We start from the raw sequence: 21,648 nt of genomic DNA, 5'->3' as shown, positions 1-21,648 counted from the left end.
CCGAGACGGACGAGGGGTGTTGGAAGGATCGCCGTCCTTGCCAAGCTGGAACACCCCTCATTCGACCTCGCTTCGCGAGGCCACCTTCTCCCACGGGGGGAGAAGGGGAAGAGGGCTGCGCTCAAAGCACCTCGAACACAAACGTCTTCACCAGCGCGTCGGGCTCGGCGACGGCGTAGCAGCGGAACCACGAGCTTTGCTCTACCGGCCGCCATTTCCCGGCTCGCTCCAGCGCGTCGAACACCGCTTGGAAGCCGCCGCTTTCGAACACCTGGTCGCGCACGGTGAAAATGGCGTGGCCACCCTTCCTCGTGATGCGCACAAGCTCGTGCAGGCCGGAGGCCGGCGCGTGGCTGATGGTGAACACGCCGGTCGAGAAGAAGGCGCGGAAATGCCCGTCCGGCCAAGGCAGCGGGCCGCCGAGCATCGCCTTTTTCAGTTCGCTGTAGGCGTTCCGGCTGCCGGCGATCTTGAGCATGTCGTCGGAGAGGTCGAGCCCGGCAATGTCATCATAGCCCAGAGCCTTGAGCGAAGGGCCCGACAGGCCGGTGCCGCAGCCGGCGTCGAGCAGCGGGCCGTCGCCCACCGGCACATGGCGCGCCACCCAGGCGGTGATCAGGAACGGCAGGAGATAACCGAGCGAGGCGGTCTCGCTGTCATAGGTCGCCGCCCAGTCTGCATAGGCTTGCGCCAGCGTTTCCGGCGTGTCGGCCGAATAGACGGAGTCCAGCGCTGCATTGGCCTTGTCGACATTCATCGCTTGTATCCTCCCGGCACGATCTGGTCTCGATCGTAGCCCGGTCTCCGCGGGACTTCTATTCCTCGTGCGCGCGGCGCAGCCGCTTCTCCAGCGCCCGCAGCGCCAGCGACAGGCCGACGGTCAGGATGAGATAGATATAGGCGACGATCGAATAGGTCTCGAAGAAGCGGAACGAGCCGGCCGCATAGATCTTGCCCATCTGGGTGATGTCGGCAACGCCGAGCACCGAGACCAGCGAGGAATCCTTGACCATGGCGACGAAGTCATTGCCGAGCGGCGGCAATATGGTGCGGATCGCCTGCGGAAACACGATCAGCCGGAAACGTTGCGTGCGCGAAAGACCCAGCGCCTTGGCCGCCTCGATCTGGCCTTTCTCGACAGACTGGATGCCGGCGCGAAAGACCTCGGAGATGAAGGCGGAATAGCCGATGGTTAGCGCCATGATGGCCCGCCACAACAGCGAGACGTCGCGCACCAAAAGCTCGCCCATCAGGCCGGCATTCTGCAGCGGCGCGGTCAGCGCATTCCAGGCGGCGACGAAGGCCGGCGCACCGGCAAAGGCGATCCAGAACAGCAGCACCAGGATCGGCACGCCACGGATGATCTCGACATAGAAGCGGGCGATTTGCCTGAGCCATCGCGACCCCGACAACCCCATCAGCGCAATGCCGAGCCCGATGGCTGAGGCGAGAGCGAAGGCGACCACGGTGACAAAAATGGTGATCCCGATGCCTTTGGCGACGGTGGCGAAGACCTGGGCGTAGAGATCGCTGGTGCCAATGTAGAGCGCGGCGATCACCGCGAGAACGATCGCGGCGGCCAGCCACCAGGGGAAATCGGATTTGGGGGTGGAGACGGGTGGCGTGGCCATCAGGGCGCTTCACCCTCCCCCTTGTGGGGAGGGTCGGCGAACAAGCTTTGCATAGCAAAGCTGGTGAGCCGGGGTGGGGGTGGTGACAAGGCGCTGGCGCTGGCACCCCCACCCCGCTCCGCTTCGCGGATCGACCCTCCCCACAAGGGGGAGGGTAAGGCGTCGGACATCACTGCCCCATCTTGTAGTCAAGAAACCACTTCTTGTTCAGCGCATCCAGCGTGCCGTCGGCCTTGAGGGCGGCGATTGCGGCGTTGACCGGCTTCACCAGCTCCGATCCCTTCGGGAAGATGAAGCCGAAATCCTCGGTGCCGAGCGGGCCGCCGATCAGCTTGAGCTTGCCTTCAGAGGCGTCGACATAGCCCTTGCCCGCGGTGCCGTCAGTCAGGACGACATCGACGTCACCGGACTTCAGTGCCTGCACGGTGGCGCCGAACGTCTCGAACAGTTTGATGCGCGGGTTCTGCTCATTGCCGTCGAGCACGCTGTAGACGGCGGTGTAGAACGGCGTAGTGCCGGCCTGGGCACCGATCAGCCCGTCCTTGAAGGCGCCAAAGGTCTTGGCGTCGGTGAAGCGGCTTTCGTCGCCGCGCACCAGCATGAACTGCTCCGAACGCATATAGGGGTCGGAGAAATCGACCTTCTCCTTGCGGTCGTCCTTGATGGTGATGCCGGTCATGCCGATGTTGTACTGGTTGTCGGAAACCGCCTGGATCATCGCATCCCAGGAGGTGTTCTGATACTCGACCTTGAAGTTCAGCCGCTTGGCGATCTCGTCCATCGCGTCATATTCCCAGCCGATCTGCTTACCGGTCTTGGGGTCGATGAACTGCAGCGGCGGATAGGCGTTTTCCGTCACCACCACCACCTTCTTGCCGCCGAGGTCGGGCAGCGCATCGGCCGCCCATGCAGCAACGGGCGCGAGGAAACAGGCCAGCAGGCCGGCCAGCAGCAGTTTCGATTTGGTCATGATACACTCCAGGATGAGAAGCCCGCTTGCAGCCGGGCTCACATGAAAATCCAGGCGCGACTTTAGCCGTCCGCAGACGGCTTGCAAGCCGGTCCGGTGCTCAGCGTCCGGTGAAAGTGGATTCCAATGCCTTCAACCGGCGCGGTTTTAGAACGCTTCGCGGTCGGCATTCTTCCGTGACCCGCTATGGCTAACTAGGCCGCTTTCGAGCACAAGGGAAACCGTCAAACGACGGGTCAGGATGGTGACGCCGCGTCACGCAATTTTGCGACAAACCCGGTCAAGGTCCGGTGCAGCGACTTCAGCTCCTCGACTTCCAGCGGCATGGCGCAGGCAAGGCCGGCGGATACATCCTTGATGCGTGCGCGCAGCGCCTGGCCCTTTGCGGTCGGTTCGACCAGCACGCGGCGCTCGTCGGCTGGGTCGCGTCGGCGGGTGACCAGGCCACCCACCTCAAGCCGCTTGAGCAGCGGCGTCAGCGTCGCCGAATCCAGCCCCAGCGCCTCGCCGAGCTCGCCAACCGTGCTCGGCGCATGCTGCCACAGCGCCAGCATCGCCAGATATTGCGGATAGGTGAGGCCGAGCGGGTCGAGCAGGGGTCGGTAGAGTTTGGTCATCAGCCCGCTCGCGGAATAGAGCGCGAAGCAGAGCTGCTGGTCCAGGCGCGGAACAGCGATCGTCCCGGCGGTATCCGCCGGGACTTCTGTGGCTCTGGTTTCGGTCTTCGTCGTCATGCTGCCTTTGCCGGAAGCGCCACTGTCGAAAGCGCCACCTCGACATTGCCCTTGATCGCGTTTGAATAGGGGCAGATCTTGTGCGCTTCCGATACAAGCGCTTCCGCCGCCGCCTGATCAAGGCCCTTCGTCTCGGCGGCGAGCGCGACACCGAGCTTGAACCCTTCGCCGTTGGGAAGCAGGCTGACGGTCGAGGTCACAGACGCATCGGTCAGCGGCAGCTTTTGCTTGCGCGCGACGAAGCGGATGGCGCTTTCGAAGCAGGCGGCATAGCCGACCGCGAACAGCTGCTCGGGATTGGTGGCGCCACCCTGTCCACCGAGTTCCCTAGGCAAAGCGAGGTCGACCTTGAGCAGGCCGTCGCTGGTTTCGCCATGGCCGGCGCGGCCGCCGGTGACGCGAGCCTGTGTGGTGTAGAGTGCCATTTCAGTTCTCCAATTAATTTGTGTACGATTATTTAGTACACAAGATAATGCGCGGTCAACAGCCGAGCCCCAATTTCTCGGCCGACAATCGTTCACAGTCTGGTGAAACGAAAAAAGGCGGCCGAAGCCGCCTTTCCAAAATCCTTGGTCGAGATCTTATTCGGCCGGGGTGGCTTCCGCAGCGGCCTTGGCTGCCGCTTCAGCCTCGTCGGCGGCCTTCTTCTCGGCGGCTTCCTTAGCGGCCGTCTCTGCGGCCAGCGCCTGGGCGGCGGCGACCTTCTCGGCTTCGATGCGGGCCTTCTCGGCGTTCAGCGCATCGCGCTCCTCATCGTTGAGCTTGCGGGCGCGCACGCCGGTGTTTTCCGAAATACGGGCCGACTTGCCGCGACGGTCGCGCAGATAATAGAGCTTGGCGCGGCGCACCTTGCCGCGGCGCACGATCTCGACGCCCTCGACCATCGGCGAGAAGACCGGGAAAACGCGCTCGACGCCTTCGCCGTAGGAGATCTTGCGGACGGTGAAGTTTTCCTGGAAGCCGGCGCCGGAGCGGGCGATGACGACGCCCTCATAGGCCTGGACACGGGTGCGGGTGCCTTCGGTCACGCGGACCTGGACGCGCACGGTATCGCCGGGCTGGAATTCGGGAAGCTTGCGCTTGGCTTCGATCTTGGCGGCCTGTTCGGCCTCGAGCTGACGGATGATATCCATCTCAATAGTCCACTTCTTGTTCTTCCGACAGTCAGAGCGTCCGACACTCGCCTTGCAGTTCCATTGACCGCTCGGCTATGCCCTTTGTCTCCGAGACATCTGTCTTCTGGACATTGGGCAGGGGCGACTACACCGTCATTGTTGACGGGTCTGGGAGATTTTTCTCGCCAGTACGGGCGGGCACATACAGCTATTTCACTCACTTGTCACGCCTTGGCCCTGTCTTTTTTGGTCGCATGCCACCACGCAATCGTCCAGTGCAGGGTTGCGCCTGCCCTCCAAGCTTCCTAAGCCGGACGACGCATACTTGTCCGGCGCCACTCTCATGACGATTTTCGACATGTCCGTTCTCGACGCGGCCCTGCTGTTTGCGGCAGGCTTTCTGTCGGGCGCATGCAACGCGGTCGCCGGCGGCGGCACGTTCATCACCTTCGGCGCCATGTCGCTGGTCGGCGTACCGCCGATCGTCGCCAACGCCACGTCCTCGGTGACGCAGTTTCCGGGCTACATCACCTCGACGCTCGCCTACTGGACCGACATCGAGCATTTCTGGCGCGGCGCGCTGCTGCTCTGCCTGATTTCGGCCGCCGGCGCGCTGGCCGGCGCCCTCATCCTTCTGGCGCTGTCCAACCCGTCCTTCCGCGTCATGGTGCCGTGGCTGTTGCTGGCCGCCACCGCGCTGTTCGCCGCCGGACCGTGGCTGAAGCCGGCGCCCAAGCCGGGACACGAGGCCGCGGTCGGCTCGCTCGCCGGGTCGCTGGCGCAGTTCCTCACCGCGGTCTATGGCGGCTTCTTCGGCGCCGGCATGGGCGTGATGATGCTGGCGACGCTCGGCCTGACTCAGGCCGGCGACTATCACCGGCTGAATGCGCTGAAGAACATGCTGGCCGTGGTTATCGCGGCGGTAGCGATCATCGTCTTCGTCTCCGGCGGCGTCGTCGCCTGGCCGCAAGCGATCGTCATGATCCCCGGCGGCGCGCTCGGCGGCTATGCCGGTGTCTGGATCGCCAAGCGCGTGCCGCAAAACGCAGTACGCGGCTTCGTCATCGCCGTCGGCCTGTTTCTGGCGTTTTACTATTTTGCCAAGGGCTGAGCGGCGAGCAAATCCGGTCGTCGATCCCTGGTCAGCTTCTCGGACTCCGCGCGGCGCCAGGCGGCGATCTTCTTGTGATTGCCTGACGTCAGCACGTCGGGGATCGGCCTGCCCTCGAATTCCTGTGGCCGCGTGTAGTGCGGATGTTCGAGCAGGCCGTTCTCAAAGCTTTCCTCTTCGCCTGACACCGCATTGCCCATCACGCCGGGCAACAGCCGCACCACGGCGTCGAGCAGCACAAGTGCGGCCGGCTCGCCGCCAGAGAGGATGAAGTCGCCGATGGAGACCTCCTCCAGGTTCCGCGCCTCGATCAGCCGCTGGTCGACGCCTTCGAAGCGGCCGCAGACGATGATGGCGCCCGGCCCGGCCGCAAGCTCGCGCACGCGCGCCTGCGTCAGCGGTTTGCCGCGCGGGCTCATCAGCAGTTTTGGCCGCGGATCGCCCTCTGGCGCCGTATGGTCGATCGCCTTGGCCAGCACATCGGCGCGCATCACCATACCGGCGCCGCCGCCGGCCGGCGTGTCGTCCACCGTGTGGTGGCGGTCCTCAGCAAAGTCGCGGATCTGGACCGCTTCCAGTGACCAAGTACCTGCCTCCAGCGCCCGCCCGGCCAGCGACAGGCCGAGCGGACCCGGAAACATCTCGGGATAGAGCGTCAGCACCGATGCCTTGAACGTCACCGGTTGCCTCCGGCGTCCTTGGGCCCGCGCGGCCGGCCCTTCGCGTCGAAATTGTCTTCACGCGGCGTCTCGCCATCCTCGTCCTCGATCAGACCGGCGGCGGCCGGATCGACGCGGACAAACCCCTCGGCAACCGCCACCTGCGGCACGGCGGCCTGGGTGAACGGGATCAGCACGCCTTTGCGCCCGCCGAGTGTGACGTCGAGAATGTCGCCGCCGCCGAAATTGTGCACGGCGACCACCTTGCCGATGACCGCGTCCTTATCGACGCGGACCTCGAGCCCGACGAGATCGGCGTGGTAGAACTCGTCCTCCTCGCCATCGTCCGGCAGCATCGAGCGGTCGACGAACAGCTCCGTGCCAGCCAGCGCCTCGGCGGCATTGCGGTCGGCAATGCCCTTGAAGCGCACCACGACGACGGTGTTGGCGGGCCTTATGTCGATGATCTGGAAGGCGCGGCCGTCCTTGGCATAGAGCGGCCCATAATCGGCCAGCGCCAGCGGCTCGCCAGTGAAGGTTTTGACCCTGAGTTCGCCCTTGATGCCGTGGGCGGCGCCGATCACGGCCATCTGGACGGGGTTCTGGGGCTTGCTCATGGCTGATGTCCTTTGCCCTGCTCTAACGCCCTCCCGTGGCCATTTCAATGACAGCTTCTTCACCGCTTCCTAACCCGGCTGCCTGACAATGGTCGCATGCAGGAATTTCTCATCCCGGCAAAACCCGACCTCCAGGCGGCGCGCGAGAGCTGGCTGAAGATGCTGGCGCGCGAACGCCGGCTGTCGCCGGCGACAGTCGAAGCCTATGAGCGCGACACGCGCCAGTTCCTGCATTTCCTGACGGGACATTGCGGCGGCTCGCCCGGCATTGCCGACATCGCCACTTTGCGTCCGGCCGATCTGCGCGGCTTTCTCGCCGCGCGGCGCAACGCCGGCGCCGGCGCCCGTACGCTCGGCCGGGGTCTTGCCGGCATCCGCTCGCTGCTGCGTTTCCTCGAACGGCGCGGTCTCGCAAACGCAGCGGGAGCAGCGGCGCTGCGCGCGCCGCGCCAGCCAAAATCACTGCCCAAGCCGCTGACCGCCAGCGACGCCAAACATGTCGTCTCGGTGGAGGGCCAGTTGGCGGAGGAGCCCTGGATCGCCGCCCGCAATGCCGCCGTGCTGACGCTGCTCTACGGTTCGGGCCTGCGCATTTCCGAAGCGCTTGGCCTCAGTGCCGCCGACCTGGCCTCGGAAGCCGACACCGTGCTGCGCGTCACCGGCAAGGGCGGCAAGACCCGGCTGGTGCCGGTGCTGCCGGTGGCGCTGCGCGCCATCGCCGAATACCGCAAACTGTGCCCCTACCATCTCGACCCCAAGGGCCTGCTGTTTCGTGGCGCCCGCGGCGGACCGCTCAATCCGGCCATCGTCCAGCGCGACATGGCCAAACTGCGCTCGGCGCTCAACCTGCCGGATACCGCCACCCCGCACGCGCTGCGCCACTCGTTCGCCACCCATCTGCTTGGCCGCGGCGGTGACTTGCGCACCATCCAGGAGCTTCTCGGCCATGCCAGCCTGTCGACGACGCAAGTCTATACCGGCGTCGACACCGCAAGGCTGCTCGAAATCTATGAGTCCGCCCACCCAAGGGCGTGAACTCTTCAAATTTGCGCCGCCGATTAACCGTTTCGCCGCTTTTCGGTCCTAGAAAAGCGATCATGAAACGCGTCATCGCCATCGCCGACCGCGCGGCCCTCGCGTCGCTGAAGCTGCTTGTCGCGCTCAACGCGCTGTTTTTCCTGTCTTTCCTCATCGTGCTGCTGCTCGCCGCCGGTAAGGCGCATGCCGACGTCCCGGTCTGCACCGGCGCTGATCTGCTGTCGGCCCTGCAGAAGGACGACCCCGCCACCTATGCCAGGATCGAGGCGCAAGCGGCGGCGACGCTGAACGGCAAGGGCCTATTGTGGAAGTTGGAAAAATCAGGCGAAAAGCCATCCTTCCTGTTCGGCACGATGCACATGACCGACCCGCGCGTGACCGCGCTGCCGCCGGCCGCCAAGCGGGCCTACGACGCCGCCGGCACCATCATCATCGAAACCACCGACGTGCTCGACAAGCAGAAGATGATGGAGGCCATGCTCAAGGAGCCCGAGCTGATGATGTTCACCGACAGCACGACGCTGTCGTCGCTGTTGTCGCCGGAGGATGCGGCGGTGGTGAACAAGGGGCTCGATGCGCGCGGCATTCCGCCGGCGAGCGTCTCCAAGATGAAGCCGTGGCTGCTGTCGGCCATGGTCGCGCTGCCGGTCTGCGAGGTCGCCCGCCAGGCGGGCGGCGCGCCGGTTCTCGACGTCAAGCTGGCTGAGGACGCCAAGGCTAATGGAAAGCCGGTGGAAGGCCTGGAAACCGCCGCCGGCCAGCTCCGCGCCATGGCTTCGCTGCCGATCGCCTTTCACATCAAGGGGCTGGTTGAAACCTTGAAGCTCGGCGACAAGATAAACGACATCAACGAGACCATGATCGTGCTCTACCAGCGCGGCGACACCGGCACGTTCTGGCCGCTCCTGCGGTCAATGTCCCCAGGCGAAGAGGACGACGCTGCAGGGTACGCCGCCTTCGAGCAGGCCATGATCACCGACCGCAACAAAGTGATGGTCGACCATGCCCAGCCGATCCTGGCCAAGGGTAACGCCTTCATGGCGGTCGGCGCCCTGCATCTTCCCGGCCCCGAAGGCCTGGTGGAGGATTTTCGCAAAGCCGGCTATACTGTCACTGCCGTCGACTGATCTGCGCGGCTCCTTGCCTGCCGAATCACGCAAGGCTCGGTTGTGTCTGGGTCCGCAGCTGATTCGCGGTCCGAAGACCAGTTGGCCCTATTCTTGGCGAAAAAGTACAGGTAAGCTCATTTTTGCGAACTCGCGATTGATTTTGCGGGGGAAATACAGGCCACCGAGCGGTTGCAAATCAGAATTTTCCTGCGTTCGGCGATTTCCAGGCCTAGTATGAAACCCGTTCAACGGTTGCGCGTTGATGGGTGTTGTTTGATGCTTTTCATCCACGGAGGACACTTTTATGTCGAACCCTAACGACCCGGGCCCGGCGCCCAAATCGGGCGGTGGCAGCGGCTGGCTGATTGCGCTGGTCGTCGTCATCCTTGCGATTGTCGCGTACTATGTTTTTGGAAGAAGCGGCGAGCATCCGGCACCCGCCGAGCCGCCGGCAGCCAGCACACCGGCACCTGCGCCTGCACCGGCTGAGCCGATGAAGCCCGCCGAACCGGCCCCCGCGCCAGCCCCGGCGCCCGCACCCGCGCCTGAGCCCGCTCCGGCACCAGCCCCGGCTCCCGCGCCTGCTCCGGCTCCCGCACCGGCCCAGTAATCAGGCCACTGAATTTAATAACGAACGGCCCGCTGCGAAGCGGGCCGTTTTGTTTTGGGGCCTGTTATTGGCGAGGGTAGCGATCCTTCACCGGCGACGTGCCGCAAACTTCCCTGTCGAAATCAGATATGGATCGGCTTGAAGAACGTGGCCAGTGCCGCTTCCTTGACCGCTTCCGACATTGTCGGGTGCGCGTGGCAGGTGCGGGCGAGGTCTTCGGACGAGCCGCCGAACTCCATCAGTACCGCAGCCTCATGGATCATCTCGCCGGCGCCGAAGCCGACAATGTGGACGCCGAGCACGCGGTCGCTGACCTTGTCAGCGAGGATCTTCACGAAGCCGTCGGTGTGCAGCATGGCGCGCGCGCGGCCGTTGGCGGTGAACGGGAATTTGCCGATCTTGTAATCGATGCCGGCCTTCTTCAGCTCCTCCTCGGTCTTGCCGACCGAAGCGATTTCCGGGCTGGTGTAGACGACGCTCGGGATGACGTCGTAATTCACATGACCGGCCTGGCCGGCAATGGTCTCGGCCACCGCCACGCCTTCATCCTCCGCCTTGTGCGCCAGCATCGGTCCGGCGATGACATCGCCGATGGCGTAGATGCCAGCGACGTTGGTCCTGAGATGCACGTCGGTCTTGACCCGGCCGCGCTCATCGACCTCGACGCCGGCCTCCTTCAGCCCGAGACTGTCCGAATAGGCGCGGCGTCCGGTCGAGATCAGCACCGCGTCGGCCTCGATGGTCTCGGCCGCCCCGCCCTTGACCGGCTCGAAGGTAACCGTCGCACCCTTCTTGGCCTTGGTGACCCCGGTCACCTTGGCGCCGAGCTTGAACTCGAAGCCCTGCTTGGAGAGCAGGCGCTGGAACTGTTTGGAAACCTCACCGTCCATGCCGCCCAGAATGGTGTCGAGGAACTCGACCACGGTGACCTTGGCGCCGAGCCGCGCCCATACCGAGCCGAGCTCCAGCCCGATGACGCCGCCGCCGACCACCACCAGTCGCTCCGGCACTTTCTCGAGCGATAGCGCGCCGGTCGACGACAGGATCACCTTCTCATCGATGTCGACCTTGACACCGGGAATGCCGGCGACATCCGAGCCGGTGGCAATGACGATGTTCCTGGTCTCGATCTCCTCGACCTTGCCGTCCTCAGCCGTCACCGACACCTTGCCGGCGGCGACCACCTTGCCGGTGCCGCGGAACGAGTCGATCTTGTTCTTCTTGAACAGGAAGGCGACGCCGTTGACGTTGGCCGAAACGGTCGCATCCTTGTGCGCCATCATCTTCTTCAGATTGAGTTTTGGCGCCGGTATCTCGACGCCTAGCGTATCGAAGGAATGGCCGGCCTCCGCGAACATCTCGGAGGCGTAAAGCAGCGCCTTGGACGGGATGCAGCCGATGTTGAGGCAGGTGCCGCCGAAAGTGGCGTTTTTCTCGACCACCGCGACCTTCAGCCCGAGCTGCGCCGCCTTGATGGCGCAGACATAGCCGCCCGGTCCCGATCCGATGATAACGACGTCATAAGCCATGATGGGTGTCCTTCTTGCCTAGAGCATGATGCCGAAAAGTGTGAAGCGGTTTTCGGAGACCATCATGCTCTATCCCTTTGATTTGTGGCCTTCAGCGGCCGCCGCTAACATTCAGGATCGCGCCCGTCGTATAGGACGCTTCATCCGACAAAAGATAGAGAACCGCATGGGCGACTTCATCCGCCGTGCCGGCGCGTTTCATCGGCAGCATGTCGCGGAACCGCTCGACCCGGTCCGGCTGGCCGCCGGAGGCATGGATCTCGGTGTCGATGATGCCTGGCCGTATCGCATTGACACGCACGCCTTCAGTCGCGACTTCGCGCGCCAGCCCGAGCGTGAAGGTGTCGATCGCCGCCTTGGACGCGGCATAGTCGACATATTCGCCGGGCGAGCCGTGTATCGACGCCGCCGACGAAATGTTGACGATGGCGCCGCCCTGGCCGCCATTCCTGCTCGACATGCGCCTGACCGCTTCGCGGGCGCACAGAAACGAGCCGATGACATTGATGCGCATCATGCGCTCCAGCCGCGCCAGGCTCATCTCGTCGACGCGCGCCTTGACGTCGACGACGCCGGCATTGTTGACGAGGCCATCGAGCCTGCCGAAGCGGTGGTCGACCGCCTCGAACATTGCCACGATGTCGCCTTCGTTGCCGACGTCACCCTTGACCGCAAAGGCGTCACCGCCCATCGCCTCGACTTCGGCAACCAGCGCCTTGGCGGCGGCCTCGTTCGCGGCATAGTTGACCGCGACGCGGTAGCCGGCCTTCGCCGCAAGCCGGCAGGTGGCCGCGCCAATGCCGCGGCTGCCGCCGGTGACCAGAAGAACCTTCTTGGCCGCGCTCATTCCTGGCAACCTTTCAGCAGAAACACGTCCCACGGCAGTTTCGAGAAACCGTTGGCGCCGAAGGCCGACGATATCTGCAGCGACGGCCCGAGATCGGGGAAGATCAGGCTCTGCGGTGCGTCCGTGCCCTCCGCCGCCATGAGCGCGATGTTGCCCTTGTCGTCGGCGCTGTAGACGACACCTTGCCAGACCGTGCAGGCGGCGAGCTCGTCACCGGTGACGTCGCCGGTTGGGCATTTGTACATCAGCGAGCCGTGCGGCCGCGAAACACCTGATGTCCACATGACGATGCCGTCGAGCACGACGCCCTTGTCGAGCACCATCTTGAAGGCGTTGGTGACGGTGGCCGCACCCGTCGTCGGCCGAAAATCGATGCCGGCCTCGCTCTCGGCATCGCCATAGACGGCGAGCGCCAGCGGGCAGGCGGCGTGGGCTGTAGATACAGCTTGCGTGACGCCGACCGCACACACTGCCGTGAAAACCATTCCGGACCGGAAGCGCGAGGAACGGGTCGTCATGCGGCGGCGCAGTCCTTTCCCCGGCTCAAAACCGACCAGCCTCTAGAGATCAAGCACCAGCCGCTCGGGATCCTCCAGGCTGTCCTTGACGCGGACCAGGAAGGTCACTGCTTCCTTGCCGTCGACGATGCGATGATCGTAGGAGAGCGCAAGGTACATCATCGGTCGGATCACGATCTGGCCGCCGACCACGACGGGCCGGTCCTGGATCTTGTGCATGCCCAGAATGCCCGACTGCGGCGCATTAAGGATCGGCGTCGACATCAGCGAGCCGTAAACGCCGCCGTTGGAAATCGTAAACGTGCCGCCCTGCATGTCGGCGACCGACAGCTTGCCGTCGCGCGCGGCAATGCCCAGCCGGCCGATATCCTTTTCGATCTCGGCGATCGACATCTGATCGGCATCGCGCACCACCGGCACGACGAGGCCCTTTTCGGTGCCGACGGCAACGCCGATATGGGCATAGTTCTTGAAGATGATGTCGGTGCCGTCGATCTCGGCATTGACCGAGGGGATCTCCTTCAAGGCATGGGTGACCGCCTTGGTGAAGAAGCCCATGAAGCCGAGCTTCACGCCATGCTTCTTCTCGAAGATGTCCTTGTACTTGGTCCTGAGCGCCATCACCGCTGACATGTCGACCTCGTTGAAGGTGGTCAGCATGGCGGCGGTCGACTGCGCTTCCTTCAGCCGGCGCGCGATGGTCTGGCGCAGCTTGGTCATGCGCACGCGTTCTTCACGCGAGGCATCGTCACCGGAGGACGGCGCGCGCAGCACGACGGGCGCCGGTGCGGCTCTCGGCGTTTCGGCCGGCTGCGACGGCGCGCCCCGGGCGATGGCGTCGAGCACATCACCCTTCAGCACCTGGCCGCGCTTGCCCGAGCCGGACACCTGATCGACCGACAGATTAGCCTCGGCGATCAGCTTTGCGGCGGCCGGGGCCGGCGGCATAGAGCGCGGCTCGACCGCGCCGGCGTCACCGGCGATCTTGGCAGTCTCGGCCGCGGCCTGCTTGGTCGTATGGGCCGCGTCGGGGCTCGACGCTTGCGAGACGGCTTGCGGCTTGGCCTCCTGCTTGTTTGCAGGAGCGGCAGCACCACTGGCCGAGATCGACCCAAGCAAAGCGCCGACGCCGACCGTCTCACCTTCCTTGGCGGTGATTTCGCCCAGCGTCCCAGCGGCAGCCGCTGGCACCTCCACCGTCACCTTGTCGGTTTCGAGCTCGACCAGCGGCTCGTCGACGGCAATGGCATCGCCGACCTTCTTGAACCACTTGCCGATGGTCGCCTCGGTGACGGATTCGCCGAGAGTGGGAACGCGGATTTCGGTAGCCATTGTGCCTGTCCGTTTCTTCTCTGTCTGTTCTATGTGCCAGGTTCTATTCGCCGAGCGCGTCTTCGAGCAGGGCGGCGAGCTGCGCCAAATGCTTGGACATCAACCCGGTCGCCGGCGATGCAGCCGCCGGACGTCCGGTGTAGCGCACCCGCTGATGCTTGGCGTCGATATGCGCCAGCACCCATTCCAGATACGGATCGATGAACGACCAGGCGCCCATGTTCTTCGGCTCTTCCTGGCACCACACCATCTCGGCGTTACGGAAACGCGACAATTCGGTGATCAACGCCTTGGCCGGGAACGGATAGAGCTGTTCTACGCGCAACAGATAGATGTCGTTGATGCCGCGCTTCTCGCGCTCCTCATAGAGATCGTAGTAGACCTTGCCTGAGCACAGCACGACGCGGCGGATCTTGGAATCCTTGACTAGCTTGATCGCCTGGTTCTGCAACAGCTGGGCATCGTCCCAAAGCAGCCGGTGGAACGAGCTTTCGCCCGAAATCTCAGGCAGCGTCGATACGGCCCGCTTGTGGCGCAGCAGCGACTTCGGCGTCATCAGGATCAGCGGCTTGCGGAAGTCTCGCTTCAGCTGCCGGCGCAGGATGTGGAAATAGTTGGCCGGCGTGGTGCAGTTGGCGACTTGCATATTGTCTTCGGCGCAGAGCTGCAGGAAGCGTTCGAGACGCGCCGAGGAATGCTCCGGACCCTGGCCCTCATAGCCATGCGGCAGCAGGCAGACGAGGCCCGACATGCGCAGCCACTTGCGCTCGCCGCTGGAGATGAACTGGTCGAACACCACCTGGGCGCCGTTGGCGAAGTCGCCGAACTGCGCTTCCCAGAGCGTCAGCGCCTTCGGCTCGGCCAGGCTGTAGCCATATTCGAAGCCGAGCACCGCCTCTTCCGACAGCATCGAGTTGATGACTTCGTAGCCCGCCTGCGCCGCCGACAGATTGTTGAGCGGGATGTAGCGGGTCTCGTCGCGCTGGTCGTAGAGCACGGAATGGCGCTGCGAGAAGGTGCCGCGCTCGGAATCCTGGCCCGACAGACGGATCGGATTGCCGTCGAGCAGGATGGCGCCGAAAGCCAGCGCCTCGGCCGTCGACCAGTCGATGCCTTCGCCGGATTCGATCGCCTGGCGGCGGTTTTCGAGGAAGCGGATAATGGTCTTGTGTGCCTCGAAACCCTTCGGCACCTCGGTCAGCTTCTTGCCGATCTCCTTCAGCACCTTAACCGGCACGGCGGTCTTGCCGCGGCGCTGTTCGTCCTGGTTGTCGGCGGTGCGCAGACCCGACCAGGCGCCGTCCAGCCAGTCGGCCTTGTTTGGCTTGTAGTGCTGGCCGACTTCCCATTCGGATTCCAGATGCGCGCGCCAGTCGGCCTTCATCTTGTCGAGTTCGGCCTGGGTGATATGGCCCTCGGCGATCAGTCGATCGCCATAGATCTGCACGGTTGTCTTATGATTGCGGATGTTGGCGTACATGATCGGCTGGGTGAAGGCCGGCTCATCGCCCTCATTGTGGCCGAAGCGGCGGTAGCAGAACATGTCCACCACCACCGGCTTGTGGAACTTCATGCGGAATTCAATCGCCACCTTGGCGGCATGGACCGTGGCTTCCGGATCGTCGCCATTGACGTGGAAAATCGGCGCCTCGATCATCTTGGCGACGTCGGACGGGTAGGGCGACGAGCGCGAGAAGCGCGGATTGGTGGTGAAGCCGATCTGGTTGTTGATGATGAAGTGCAGCGTGCCGGCGACGCGATGGCCGCGCAGGCCCGACAGGCCGAGGATTTCGGCAATCACGCCCTGGCCGGCGAAGGCGGCGTCGCCATGCAGAAGCAGCGGCAGCACCTTGGCGCGTTCTTCCAGCGGCACGATCTCCTCGCGGCTTCGGCCAAACAGATAGTCCTGCTTGGCGCGCGCCTTGCCCATCACCACCGGATCGACGATTTCCAGATGCGAAGGGTTGGCGGTCAAGGACAGGTGCACCTTGTTGCCGTCGAACTCGCGGTCCGACGAAGCGCCGAGATGGTACTTGACGTCGCCCGAGCCCTCGACCTCGTCGGGAGCGGCCGAGCCGCCCTTGAACTCGTGGAAGATGGCGCGGTGCGGCTTGGCCATCACCTGGGAGAGCACGTTCAGCCGGCCGCGATGCGCCATGCCGAGCACGATCTCCTTCATGCCGAGCTGGCCGCCGCGCTTGATGATCTGCTCCAGCGCCGGGATCAGGCCTTCGCTGCCATCGAGGCCGAAGCGCTTGGTGCCCTTGTACTTGACGTCGATGAACTGCTCGAAGCCTTCGGCCTCGACCAGCTTCTGCAGGATCGCCTTCTTGCCGGTGGCGGTGAAGGAGATCTCCTTGTCGGTGCCTTCGATGCGGGCCTGGATCCAGGCCTTCTCCTCGGGATCGGAGATGTGCATGAACTCGACGCCGAGGGTCGAGCAATAGGTGCGGGTGAGAATCTCCAGCATCTGCCGGATGGTGCCGAATTCGAGGCCGAGCACATTGTCGAGGAAGATCGGCCGGTCGTAGTCGGCAGCGGTAAAACCGTAATTCTCCGGCGATAGCTCGTTATAGTCCTCGAGCGGCTTGGCGATGCCGAGCGGGTCGAGATTGGCGTGCAGATGGCCGCGCATGCGGTAGGCTCGGATCATCATGATGGCGCGCACCGAATCGCGCGTCGCCTGATGCACGTCGGCATCCGACAGCACGACGCCGTTGGTGACGGCCCTGTCCTTGACCTTCTTTTCGACCGTCCTCTCGACCAGGCCCCAATTGCCGTCGAGCGCCGACACCAGCTCGCCATTGGCCTGCAGCGGCCAGGAGGGCCTTGCCCAGGAGGCGCCCTTGGCGTTCTTGCGCACATCGCCGGCGTCGTCCTTCAGCGCCGCGAAGAAGTCCTGCCATTCGGGGTTTACCGACTCCGGATCATCCTCATAGGAGGCATAAAGCGCGTCGATGTAGTCGGCATTGCCGCCATAGAGGAATGAAGTGAGTGAAAACTGGTCGTTGGCCTGATCTTGTCTTGCCATTTTGTCTGCGGAGCCTGGCTCCGTCTCCTTACGTTTGGAGGGGAGTAGGGCAGTAAGGCAATAGGGTAGTAGGAAAGTGGCGTTGCCGCCGCTCGTCCCGTTCTTCCTATTCCCCTACTGCCATACTGCCCTACTCCCTTATTGCCTTAACCCTTGATCGCCTCGACCAGGGTCGTGCCCAGCCGTGCCGGCGACGGCGATACTTTGATGCCGGCCGATTCCATTGCCGCGATCTTGTCTTCCGCGCCGCCCTTGCCGCCGGAGATGACCGCGCCCGCATGGCCCATGGTGCGGCCGGCCGGCGCGGTGCGCCCGGCAATGAAGCCCGCCATCGGTTTCTTGCGGCCGCGCTTGGCCTCGTCCTTGAGGAACTGCGCGGCGTCTTCCTCGGCCGAACCGCCGATCTCGCCGATCATGATGATCGACTTGGTCTCGTCGTCGGCGAGGAACATCTCCAGCACATCGATGAACTCCGTGCCTTTGACGGGGTCGCCGCCAATGCCGACAGCGGTGGTCTGGCCGAGGCCGACATTGGTGGTCTGGAAGACCGCCTCATAGGTAAGCGTTCCCGAGCGCGAAACAACGCCGACCGAGCCCTTGCGGAAGATGTTTCCGGGCATGATGCCGATCTTGCATTCGTCGGGGGTGAGCACGCCCGGGCAGTTCGGCCCGATCAGCCGCGAGGTCGAGCGGTCGAGCCGCGCCTTGACCTTGACCATGTCCATCACCGGAATGCCTTCGGTGATGCAGACGATCAGCGGGATCTCGGCCTCGATCGCTTCCAGGATGGCTTCGGCGGCACCTGCCGGCGGCACATAGACGACCGAGGCATTAGCGCTGGTCTTGGCCTTGCCCTCGGCAACGCTGGCAAAGATCGGCAGGCTTTCGCCCTTGGCGCCGGTCCAGGTCTCGCCACCCTTCTTGGGATGGATGCCGCCGACCATCTTGGTGCCGTGATAGGCCAGCGCCTGTTCGGTGTGGAACGTGCCGGTCTTGCCGGTCAGGCCCTGCACCAGCACCTTGGTGTTCTTGTCGATGAGAATGGACATCGGAGCCCTTTTCTAAAAACCGTTGATCGAGGAAGGCGAGACGCGCCGGTAGACGCCGCTCACCATGTCTTGCCAGCCATCACTGCCGGCGGGTTTGAAATGCAGTCGCATGCGGTAGGCATCGGCATCGTCGAAAATATATGTGACGCGCGCGGAGCCGCGTGGCGACGTCCGCTCCAGAGTGAGCTCCGCGCCGTTCCACGTGCCCGTGGCCGGCGAGGCCGGCACAAAGCCCATCGAATCGAATTGATGCATGGTGACGACGCTGTTCTGCTGGTCGAAGCCGAACACGCTGTGCGACCCGAAGGAGACGGTGCCGTCGCGGCGCTGGCGATAGCGCTGCACCACGAACACCCCGCCGAACTCAGCCTCTGCCAGCACTTCCGACGTCGCCGCGCCGCCATCGGCCCATTGCGTTTCCGCGACCTCTTCCTCGCCACGCCACGCGCCGACCAGCGCCTGCAGGCGCTGGTGATCGGCCGAGAGCGAGGAGAAGGACGCAGCGTTCATGGTCAGAGCCGCTTCAGGTCGGTGACGGTGAGGGCGCTCTTGGCGTTGCCGGTGTTGAGCGTCGTTGCCGGCTCGAACATCAGCACGACCGGCTCCGCGGTCAGCGACCGCGGCCGATGCTCGACGCCCTTCGGCACGACGATGAAATCGCCCTCGCCGAGCTCGACCGGACCGTCGCGGAAATCGATGGCAATCCTGCCCCGCAGCACGAGGAAGGCTTCGTCCTCATGTTCATGCGCATGCCAGTCGAAGGTCTCGCCGAACTTGGCAACCTTCGCCTGGCTGTCATTGACATCGCCGGCAATATGCGGATCGAAGACCTTCGTGATCTTCTGATCCGCCGCCTCGACGAGGTTTATCTTGCGCGGAGGCATCCGCTCAGCCCTTCACCGCTGCCACGATCTTCTTGGCCGCGTCGTCGAGGTCATCGGCCGACACGACATTCAAGCCGCTGTCGTTGATGATCTTCTTGCCGAGTTCGGCATTGGTGCCTTCGAGGCGCACCACCAGCGGCACTTGCAGGCCGACTTCCTTGACCGCGGCAATCACGCCCTCGGCAATGATGTCGCACTTCATGATGCCGCCGAAGATGTTGATCAAAATGCCTTTGACGGCCGGGTCCTTGGTGATGATCTTGAACGCCGCCGTCACCTTCTCCTTGGACGCGCCGCCGCCGACATCGAGGAAGTTGGCGGGTTCGGCGCCATAGAGCTTGATGATGTCCATCGTCGCCATGGCAAGGCCTGCGCCGTTGACCATGCAGCCGATATTGCCGTCGAGCGCGACATAGGCGAGGTCGTATTTCGACGCCTCGATCTCCTTTTCGTCCTCTTCGGTGGTGTCGCGCAGGTCCATCAGCTCGGGGTGGCGGAAGAGAGCGTTGTTGTCGAACGACACTTTGGCGTCGAGCACGCGCAGCCGGCCGTTCTTCATCACGATCAGCGGATTGACCTCGAGCAGGCTCATGTCCTTTTCGACAAAGGCCTTGTAGAGGATCGGGAACAGCGTTGCGGCATCCTTGGCGGCGTCGCCAGTGAGCCCCAGCGCTTCTACCAATATGTCGACGTCGATGGTCGTCACGCCGGCCAGCGGGTCGATGGCGCGGGTGATGATCTTTTCCGGCGTGTCGTGGGCGACACCCTCGATGTCCATGCCGCCTTCGGTCGAGACGACGAAGGCGATGCGGCCAACCGCGCGGTCGACCAGGATCGACAGATAGAGCTCGCGCTCGATGTCGGCGCCGTCCTCGATGTAGAGCCGGTTGACCTGCTTGCCGGCCGGGCCTGTCTGCTTGGTCACCAGCGTATGGCCGAGCATCTCGTTGGCGTTGGCGACGACATCGGCAACCGACTTCGCCAGCCGCACACCGCCCTTGGCGTCCGCGCCAAGCTCCTTGAACTTGCCCTTGCCGCGGCCGCCGGCATGGATCTGGCTCTTCACCACATAGAGCGGGCCGGGAAGCGCTTGTGCCGCGGCTTCCGCCTCGCTCGCCTTGAACACCGGCACGCCTTCGGCCACCGGCGCGCCAAAGCTCTTCAGCAGCGCCTTGCCTTGATATTCATGGATGTTCATCTGGATGGTCTCCGGGGGATCACTTCGAGGCGAGATGCGGGGCGATCTTGACGCAGGCCTCGGTCAGGCCCTGCACCGTCGCCACCGAAGCGTCGAACATCTTCTGCTCGCTCTTGTTGAGGTCGATCTCGATGATGCGCTCGACGCCGCCGGCGCCAATGACCACGGGAACGCCGACATAGGTGCCCTTGACGCCATACTGGCCCGAGAGATGCGCAGCGCAAGGCAGCACGCGCTTCTTGTCCTTGAGATAGGATTCGGCCATCGCGATCGCGGAAGCCGCCGGCGCGTAGAAGGCCGAGCCGGTTTTGAGCAGGCCGACGATCTCGGCGCCGCCATCGCGGGTGCGCTGCACGATCTGGTCGAGCTTTTCCTTCGAGGTCCAGCCCATTTTGATGAGGTCGGGCAGCGGAATGCCCGACACCGTCGAATAGCGGATCATCGGCACCATGGAATCGCCGTGGCCACCGAGCACGAAGGCGGTGACGTCTTCGACCGAGACCTTGAACTCTTCGGCGAGGAAATAGCGGAAGCGCGCGCTGTCGAGCACGCCGGCCATGCCGACGACATGCGTCTTGGGCAGGCCGGAGAACTTCTGCAGCGCCCAGACCATGGCGTCGAGCGGGTTGGTGATGCAGATGACGAAAGCCTTGGGCGCGTACTTCTTCAGGCCGGCACCGACCTGTTCCATGACCTTGAGGTTGATGCCGAGCAGGTCGTCGCGGCTCATGCCCGGCTTGCGCGGCACGCCGGCAGTGACGATGCAGACGTCGGCGCCCTCGATGCCGGCATAGTCATTGACGCCGGTCAGCCTCGAATCGAAGCCGTCGACCGGCGAAGACTGCGCGATATCGAGCCCCTTGCCTTGCGGAATGCCCTCGGCAATATCGAACAGCACCACGTCGCCGAGGTCCTTGAGGCCGATCATGTGAGCGAGAGTGCCGCCGATCATGCCGGAGCCGATAAGCGCTATCTTGTTGCGTGCCATGTGAGGAAATTTTCCCTTTGTCTGTGACGACGCCCAAATCTGTGGCGATCTGGTTGACGGCGTCGAGGAAGAGGCCGGAAGGCTGCGGTATCCGCGAGATTTCGCCGCATCCAGTAGCCCTGGCGGAAAATATATTCAACCGATTATTTTCGAGTGAATAATTTCAATCGGTTAGAAACAATGGGATTTACGTAAACGTAAAAGTTTGTAAGCCGACTTGAGAGGTTTTACACGATGAACGTGGAAATCAGAAGACTATATGCCGGCGATGACGCCCTTGTGAAGCAGGTCGCCGAAGACGTGTTCGACGAGCCGGTGCGCGCCGACAGGCTCGCGGCCTATCTCGCCGCACCAGGCCATTTCATGATCGTGGCACTGTCCGAAGATGTCGTCGTCGGCCAGTGCGCCGCCGTCATCCACCGCCACCCCGACAAGGTCAGCGAACTCTACATCGACGAGGTCGGCGTGTCCCCGGCCTTCCAGCGCCAGGGCATCGCCCGAAAGATGCTGGATGCGATGTTCATGATCGGGCGCGAACAGGGCTGTGAGGAGGCATGGGTCGGCACCGAGCCGGACAATGTCGCGGCGCGCTCGCTTTATGAGTCGCGCGGCGCAGTAGCCGAGCCATTCGTGATGTATGTCTACAGGCTCTAGAATGCCGCCACGACAACAGGGAGG

22 protein-coding genes are annotated in these 21,648 nt (G+C 63.9%); 4 read left to right on the top strand and 18 right to left on the bottom strand.

All coding sequences use genetic code 11. From position 1 onward, the window contains the following. Positions 1–121: 121 nt before the first annotated feature. The 6 genes from ACYHH6_RS03690 to rplS form a co-directional block, all read right to left on the bottom strand. Positions 122–757, bottom strand: coding sequence for a class I SAM-dependent DNA methyltransferase (locus tag ACYHH6_RS03690; RefSeq protein ID WP_352586430.1), 636 nt, complete (start codon positions 755–757; stop codon positions 122–124). A 58-nt stretch (positions 758–815) separates the two neighbouring features. Further along, entirely contained in the window at positions 816–1,631 is an 816-nt protein-coding gene (locus tag ACYHH6_RS03685; protein WP_352586431.1) for an amino acid ABC transporter permease, read from the bottom strand. Positions 1,632–1,800: 169 nt separating this feature from the next. Next, positions 1,801–2,601 (bottom strand): transporter substrate-binding domain-containing protein, encoded by an 801-nt coding sequence (locus tag ACYHH6_RS03680; protein ID WP_352586432.1) that lies wholly within the window; start codon positions 2,599–2,601, stop codon positions 1,801–1,803. A 236-nt stretch (positions 2,602–2,837) separates the two neighbouring features. Next, positions 2,838–3,335 (bottom strand): MarR family winged helix-turn-helix transcriptional regulator, encoded by a 498-nt coding sequence (locus ACYHH6_RS03675; protein WP_352586433.1) that lies wholly within the window; start codon positions 3,333–3,335, stop codon positions 2,838–2,840. Continuing rightward, positions 3,332–3,760, bottom strand: a complete 429-nt coding sequence (locus ACYHH6_RS03670; protein ID WP_352586434.1) for an organic hydroperoxide resistance protein — start codon at positions 3,758–3,760, stop codon at positions 3,332–3,334. Before ACYHH6_RS03670 ends, ACYHH6_RS03675 begins: the two co-directional genes overlap by 4 nt. Before the next feature lie 156 nt (positions 3,761–3,916). After that, positions 3,917–4,468, bottom strand: a complete 552-nt coding sequence (gene rplS, locus ACYHH6_RS03665) for a 50S ribosomal protein L19 (RefSeq protein WP_142867183.1) — start codon at positions 4,466–4,468, stop codon at positions 3,917–3,919. 340 nt (positions 4,469–4,808) lie between these two features. Here rplS and ACYHH6_RS03660 point away from each other — a divergent pair, with 340 nt between their 5' ends. Then, on the top strand, positions 4,809–5,561 hold the full coding sequence (locus ACYHH6_RS03660; RefSeq protein WP_352586620.1) for a sulfite exporter TauE/SafE family protein: 753 nt from the start codon (positions 4,809–4,811) through the stop codon (positions 5,559–5,561). Here the strand turns inward: ACYHH6_RS03660 and trmD are convergent. Together trmD and rimM are read right to left on the bottom strand one after the other, a co-directional pair. Then, the gene (gene trmD, locus ACYHH6_RS03655; RefSeq protein ID WP_352586435.1) at positions 5,543–6,241 is read right to left on the bottom strand and encodes a tRNA (guanosine(37)-N1)-methyltransferase TrmD; all 699 of its coding nucleotides are present in this window, start codon (positions 6,239–6,241) and stop codon (positions 5,543–5,545) included. The genes ACYHH6_RS03660 and trmD overlap by 19 nt on opposite strands. Further along, positions 6,238–6,837 carry a ribosome maturation factor RimM gene (gene rimM / locus ACYHH6_RS03650; protein WP_352586436.1) on the bottom strand — a complete coding sequence of 200 codons (600 nt, stop codon included), beginning with the start codon at positions 6,835–6,837 and terminating at the stop codon, positions 6,238–6,240. The genes trmD and rimM overlap by 4 nt, the downstream gene beginning before the upstream one ends. A 96-nt stretch (positions 6,838–6,933) precedes the next feature. On the opposite strand from rimM, the gene ACYHH6_RS03645 reads away from it, so the two are divergent. Both ACYHH6_RS03645 and ACYHH6_RS03640 read left to right on the top strand, forming a co-directional pair. Then, positions 6,934–7,872: a tyrosine recombinase XerC gene (locus ACYHH6_RS03645; RefSeq protein WP_352586437.1), complete on the top strand. Its 939-nt coding sequence runs from the start codon at positions 6,934–6,936 to the stop codon at positions 7,870–7,872. 62 nt (positions 7,873–7,934) lie between these two features. Then, positions 7,935–9,002: a TraB/GumN family protein gene (locus ACYHH6_RS03640; RefSeq protein ID WP_192251281.1), complete on the top strand. Its 1,068-nt coding sequence runs from the start codon at positions 7,935–7,937 to the stop codon at positions 9,000–9,002. Positions 9,003–9,716: 714 nt separating this feature from the next. Here the strand turns inward: ACYHH6_RS03640 and lpdA are convergent. The 10 genes from lpdA to mdh form a co-directional block, all read right to left on the bottom strand. Further along, positions 9,717–11,123, bottom strand: coding sequence for a dihydrolipoyl dehydrogenase (gene lpdA, locus ACYHH6_RS03635; protein ID WP_352586438.1), 1,407 nt, complete (start codon positions 11,121–11,123; stop codon positions 9,717–9,719). 91 nt (positions 11,124–11,214) lie between these two features. After that, positions 11,215–11,970: an SDR family oxidoreductase gene (locus ACYHH6_RS03630; protein ID WP_352586439.1), complete on the bottom strand. Its 756-nt coding sequence runs from the start codon at positions 11,968–11,970 to the stop codon at positions 11,215–11,217. After that, positions 11,967–12,455, bottom strand: coding sequence for a hypothetical protein (locus ACYHH6_RS03625; protein ID WP_352586622.1), 489 nt, complete (start codon positions 12,453–12,455; stop codon positions 11,967–11,969). The genes ACYHH6_RS03630 and ACYHH6_RS03625 overlap by 4 nt, the downstream gene beginning before the upstream one ends. A 75-nt stretch (positions 12,456–12,530) precedes the next feature. After that, a complete protein-coding gene (gene odhB / locus ACYHH6_RS03620) occupies positions 12,531–13,820 on the bottom strand; it encodes a 2-oxoglutarate dehydrogenase complex dihydrolipoyllysine-residue succinyltransferase (protein WP_352586440.1) in 1,290 nt (429 codons plus the stop codon). A 43-nt stretch (positions 13,821–13,863) separates the two neighbouring features. Continuing rightward, positions 13,864–16,851 carry a 2-oxoglutarate dehydrogenase E1 component gene (locus ACYHH6_RS03615; RefSeq protein ID WP_352556939.1) on the bottom strand — a complete coding sequence of 996 codons (2,988 nt, stop codon included), beginning with the start codon at positions 16,849–16,851 and terminating at the stop codon, positions 13,864–13,866. A gap of 146 nt (positions 16,852–16,997) precedes the next feature. Next, a complete protein-coding gene (gene sucD / locus ACYHH6_RS03610) occupies positions 16,998–17,900 on the bottom strand; it encodes a succinate--CoA ligase subunit alpha (RefSeq protein ID WP_352586441.1) in 903 nt (300 codons plus the stop codon). 12 nt (positions 17,901–17,912) lie between these two features. Beyond that, positions 17,913–18,410, bottom strand: a complete 498-nt coding sequence (locus ACYHH6_RS03605; protein WP_352586442.1) for a DUF1579 family protein — start codon at positions 18,408–18,410, stop codon at positions 17,913–17,915. A gap of 2 nt (positions 18,411–18,412) precedes the next feature. After that, positions 18,413–18,784, bottom strand: coding sequence for a cupin domain-containing protein (locus ACYHH6_RS03600; RefSeq protein WP_352586443.1), 372 nt, complete (start codon positions 18,782–18,784; stop codon positions 18,413–18,415). 4 nt (positions 18,785–18,788) lie between these two features. Then, complete coding sequence (gene sucC / locus ACYHH6_RS03595) at positions 18,789–19,982, bottom strand: ADP-forming succinate--CoA ligase subunit beta (protein ID WP_352586444.1); 1,194 nt, start codon at positions 19,980–19,982, stop codon at positions 18,789–18,791. Between the two features lie 19 nt (positions 19,983–20,001). Then, positions 20,002–20,970 (bottom strand): malate dehydrogenase, encoded by a 969-nt coding sequence (gene mdh, locus ACYHH6_RS03590; protein WP_352586445.1) that lies wholly within the window; start codon positions 20,968–20,970, stop codon positions 20,002–20,004. 234 nt (positions 20,971–21,204) lie between these two features. Here mdh and ACYHH6_RS03585 point away from each other — a divergent pair, with 234 nt between their 5' ends. Further along, the gene (locus tag ACYHH6_RS03585; RefSeq protein ID WP_352586446.1) at positions 21,205–21,624 is read left to right on the top strand and encodes a GNAT family N-acetyltransferase; all 420 of its coding nucleotides are present in this window, start codon (positions 21,205–21,207) and stop codon (positions 21,622–21,624) included. Positions 21,625–21,648: the final 24 nt, after the last annotated feature.

Source organism: Mesorhizobium sp. P171375 (genome assembly GCF_057786075.1).
The sequence above is the reverse complement of the archived record's forward strand: the minus strand, read 5'-3'. Positions and strand labels throughout refer to the sequence as shown.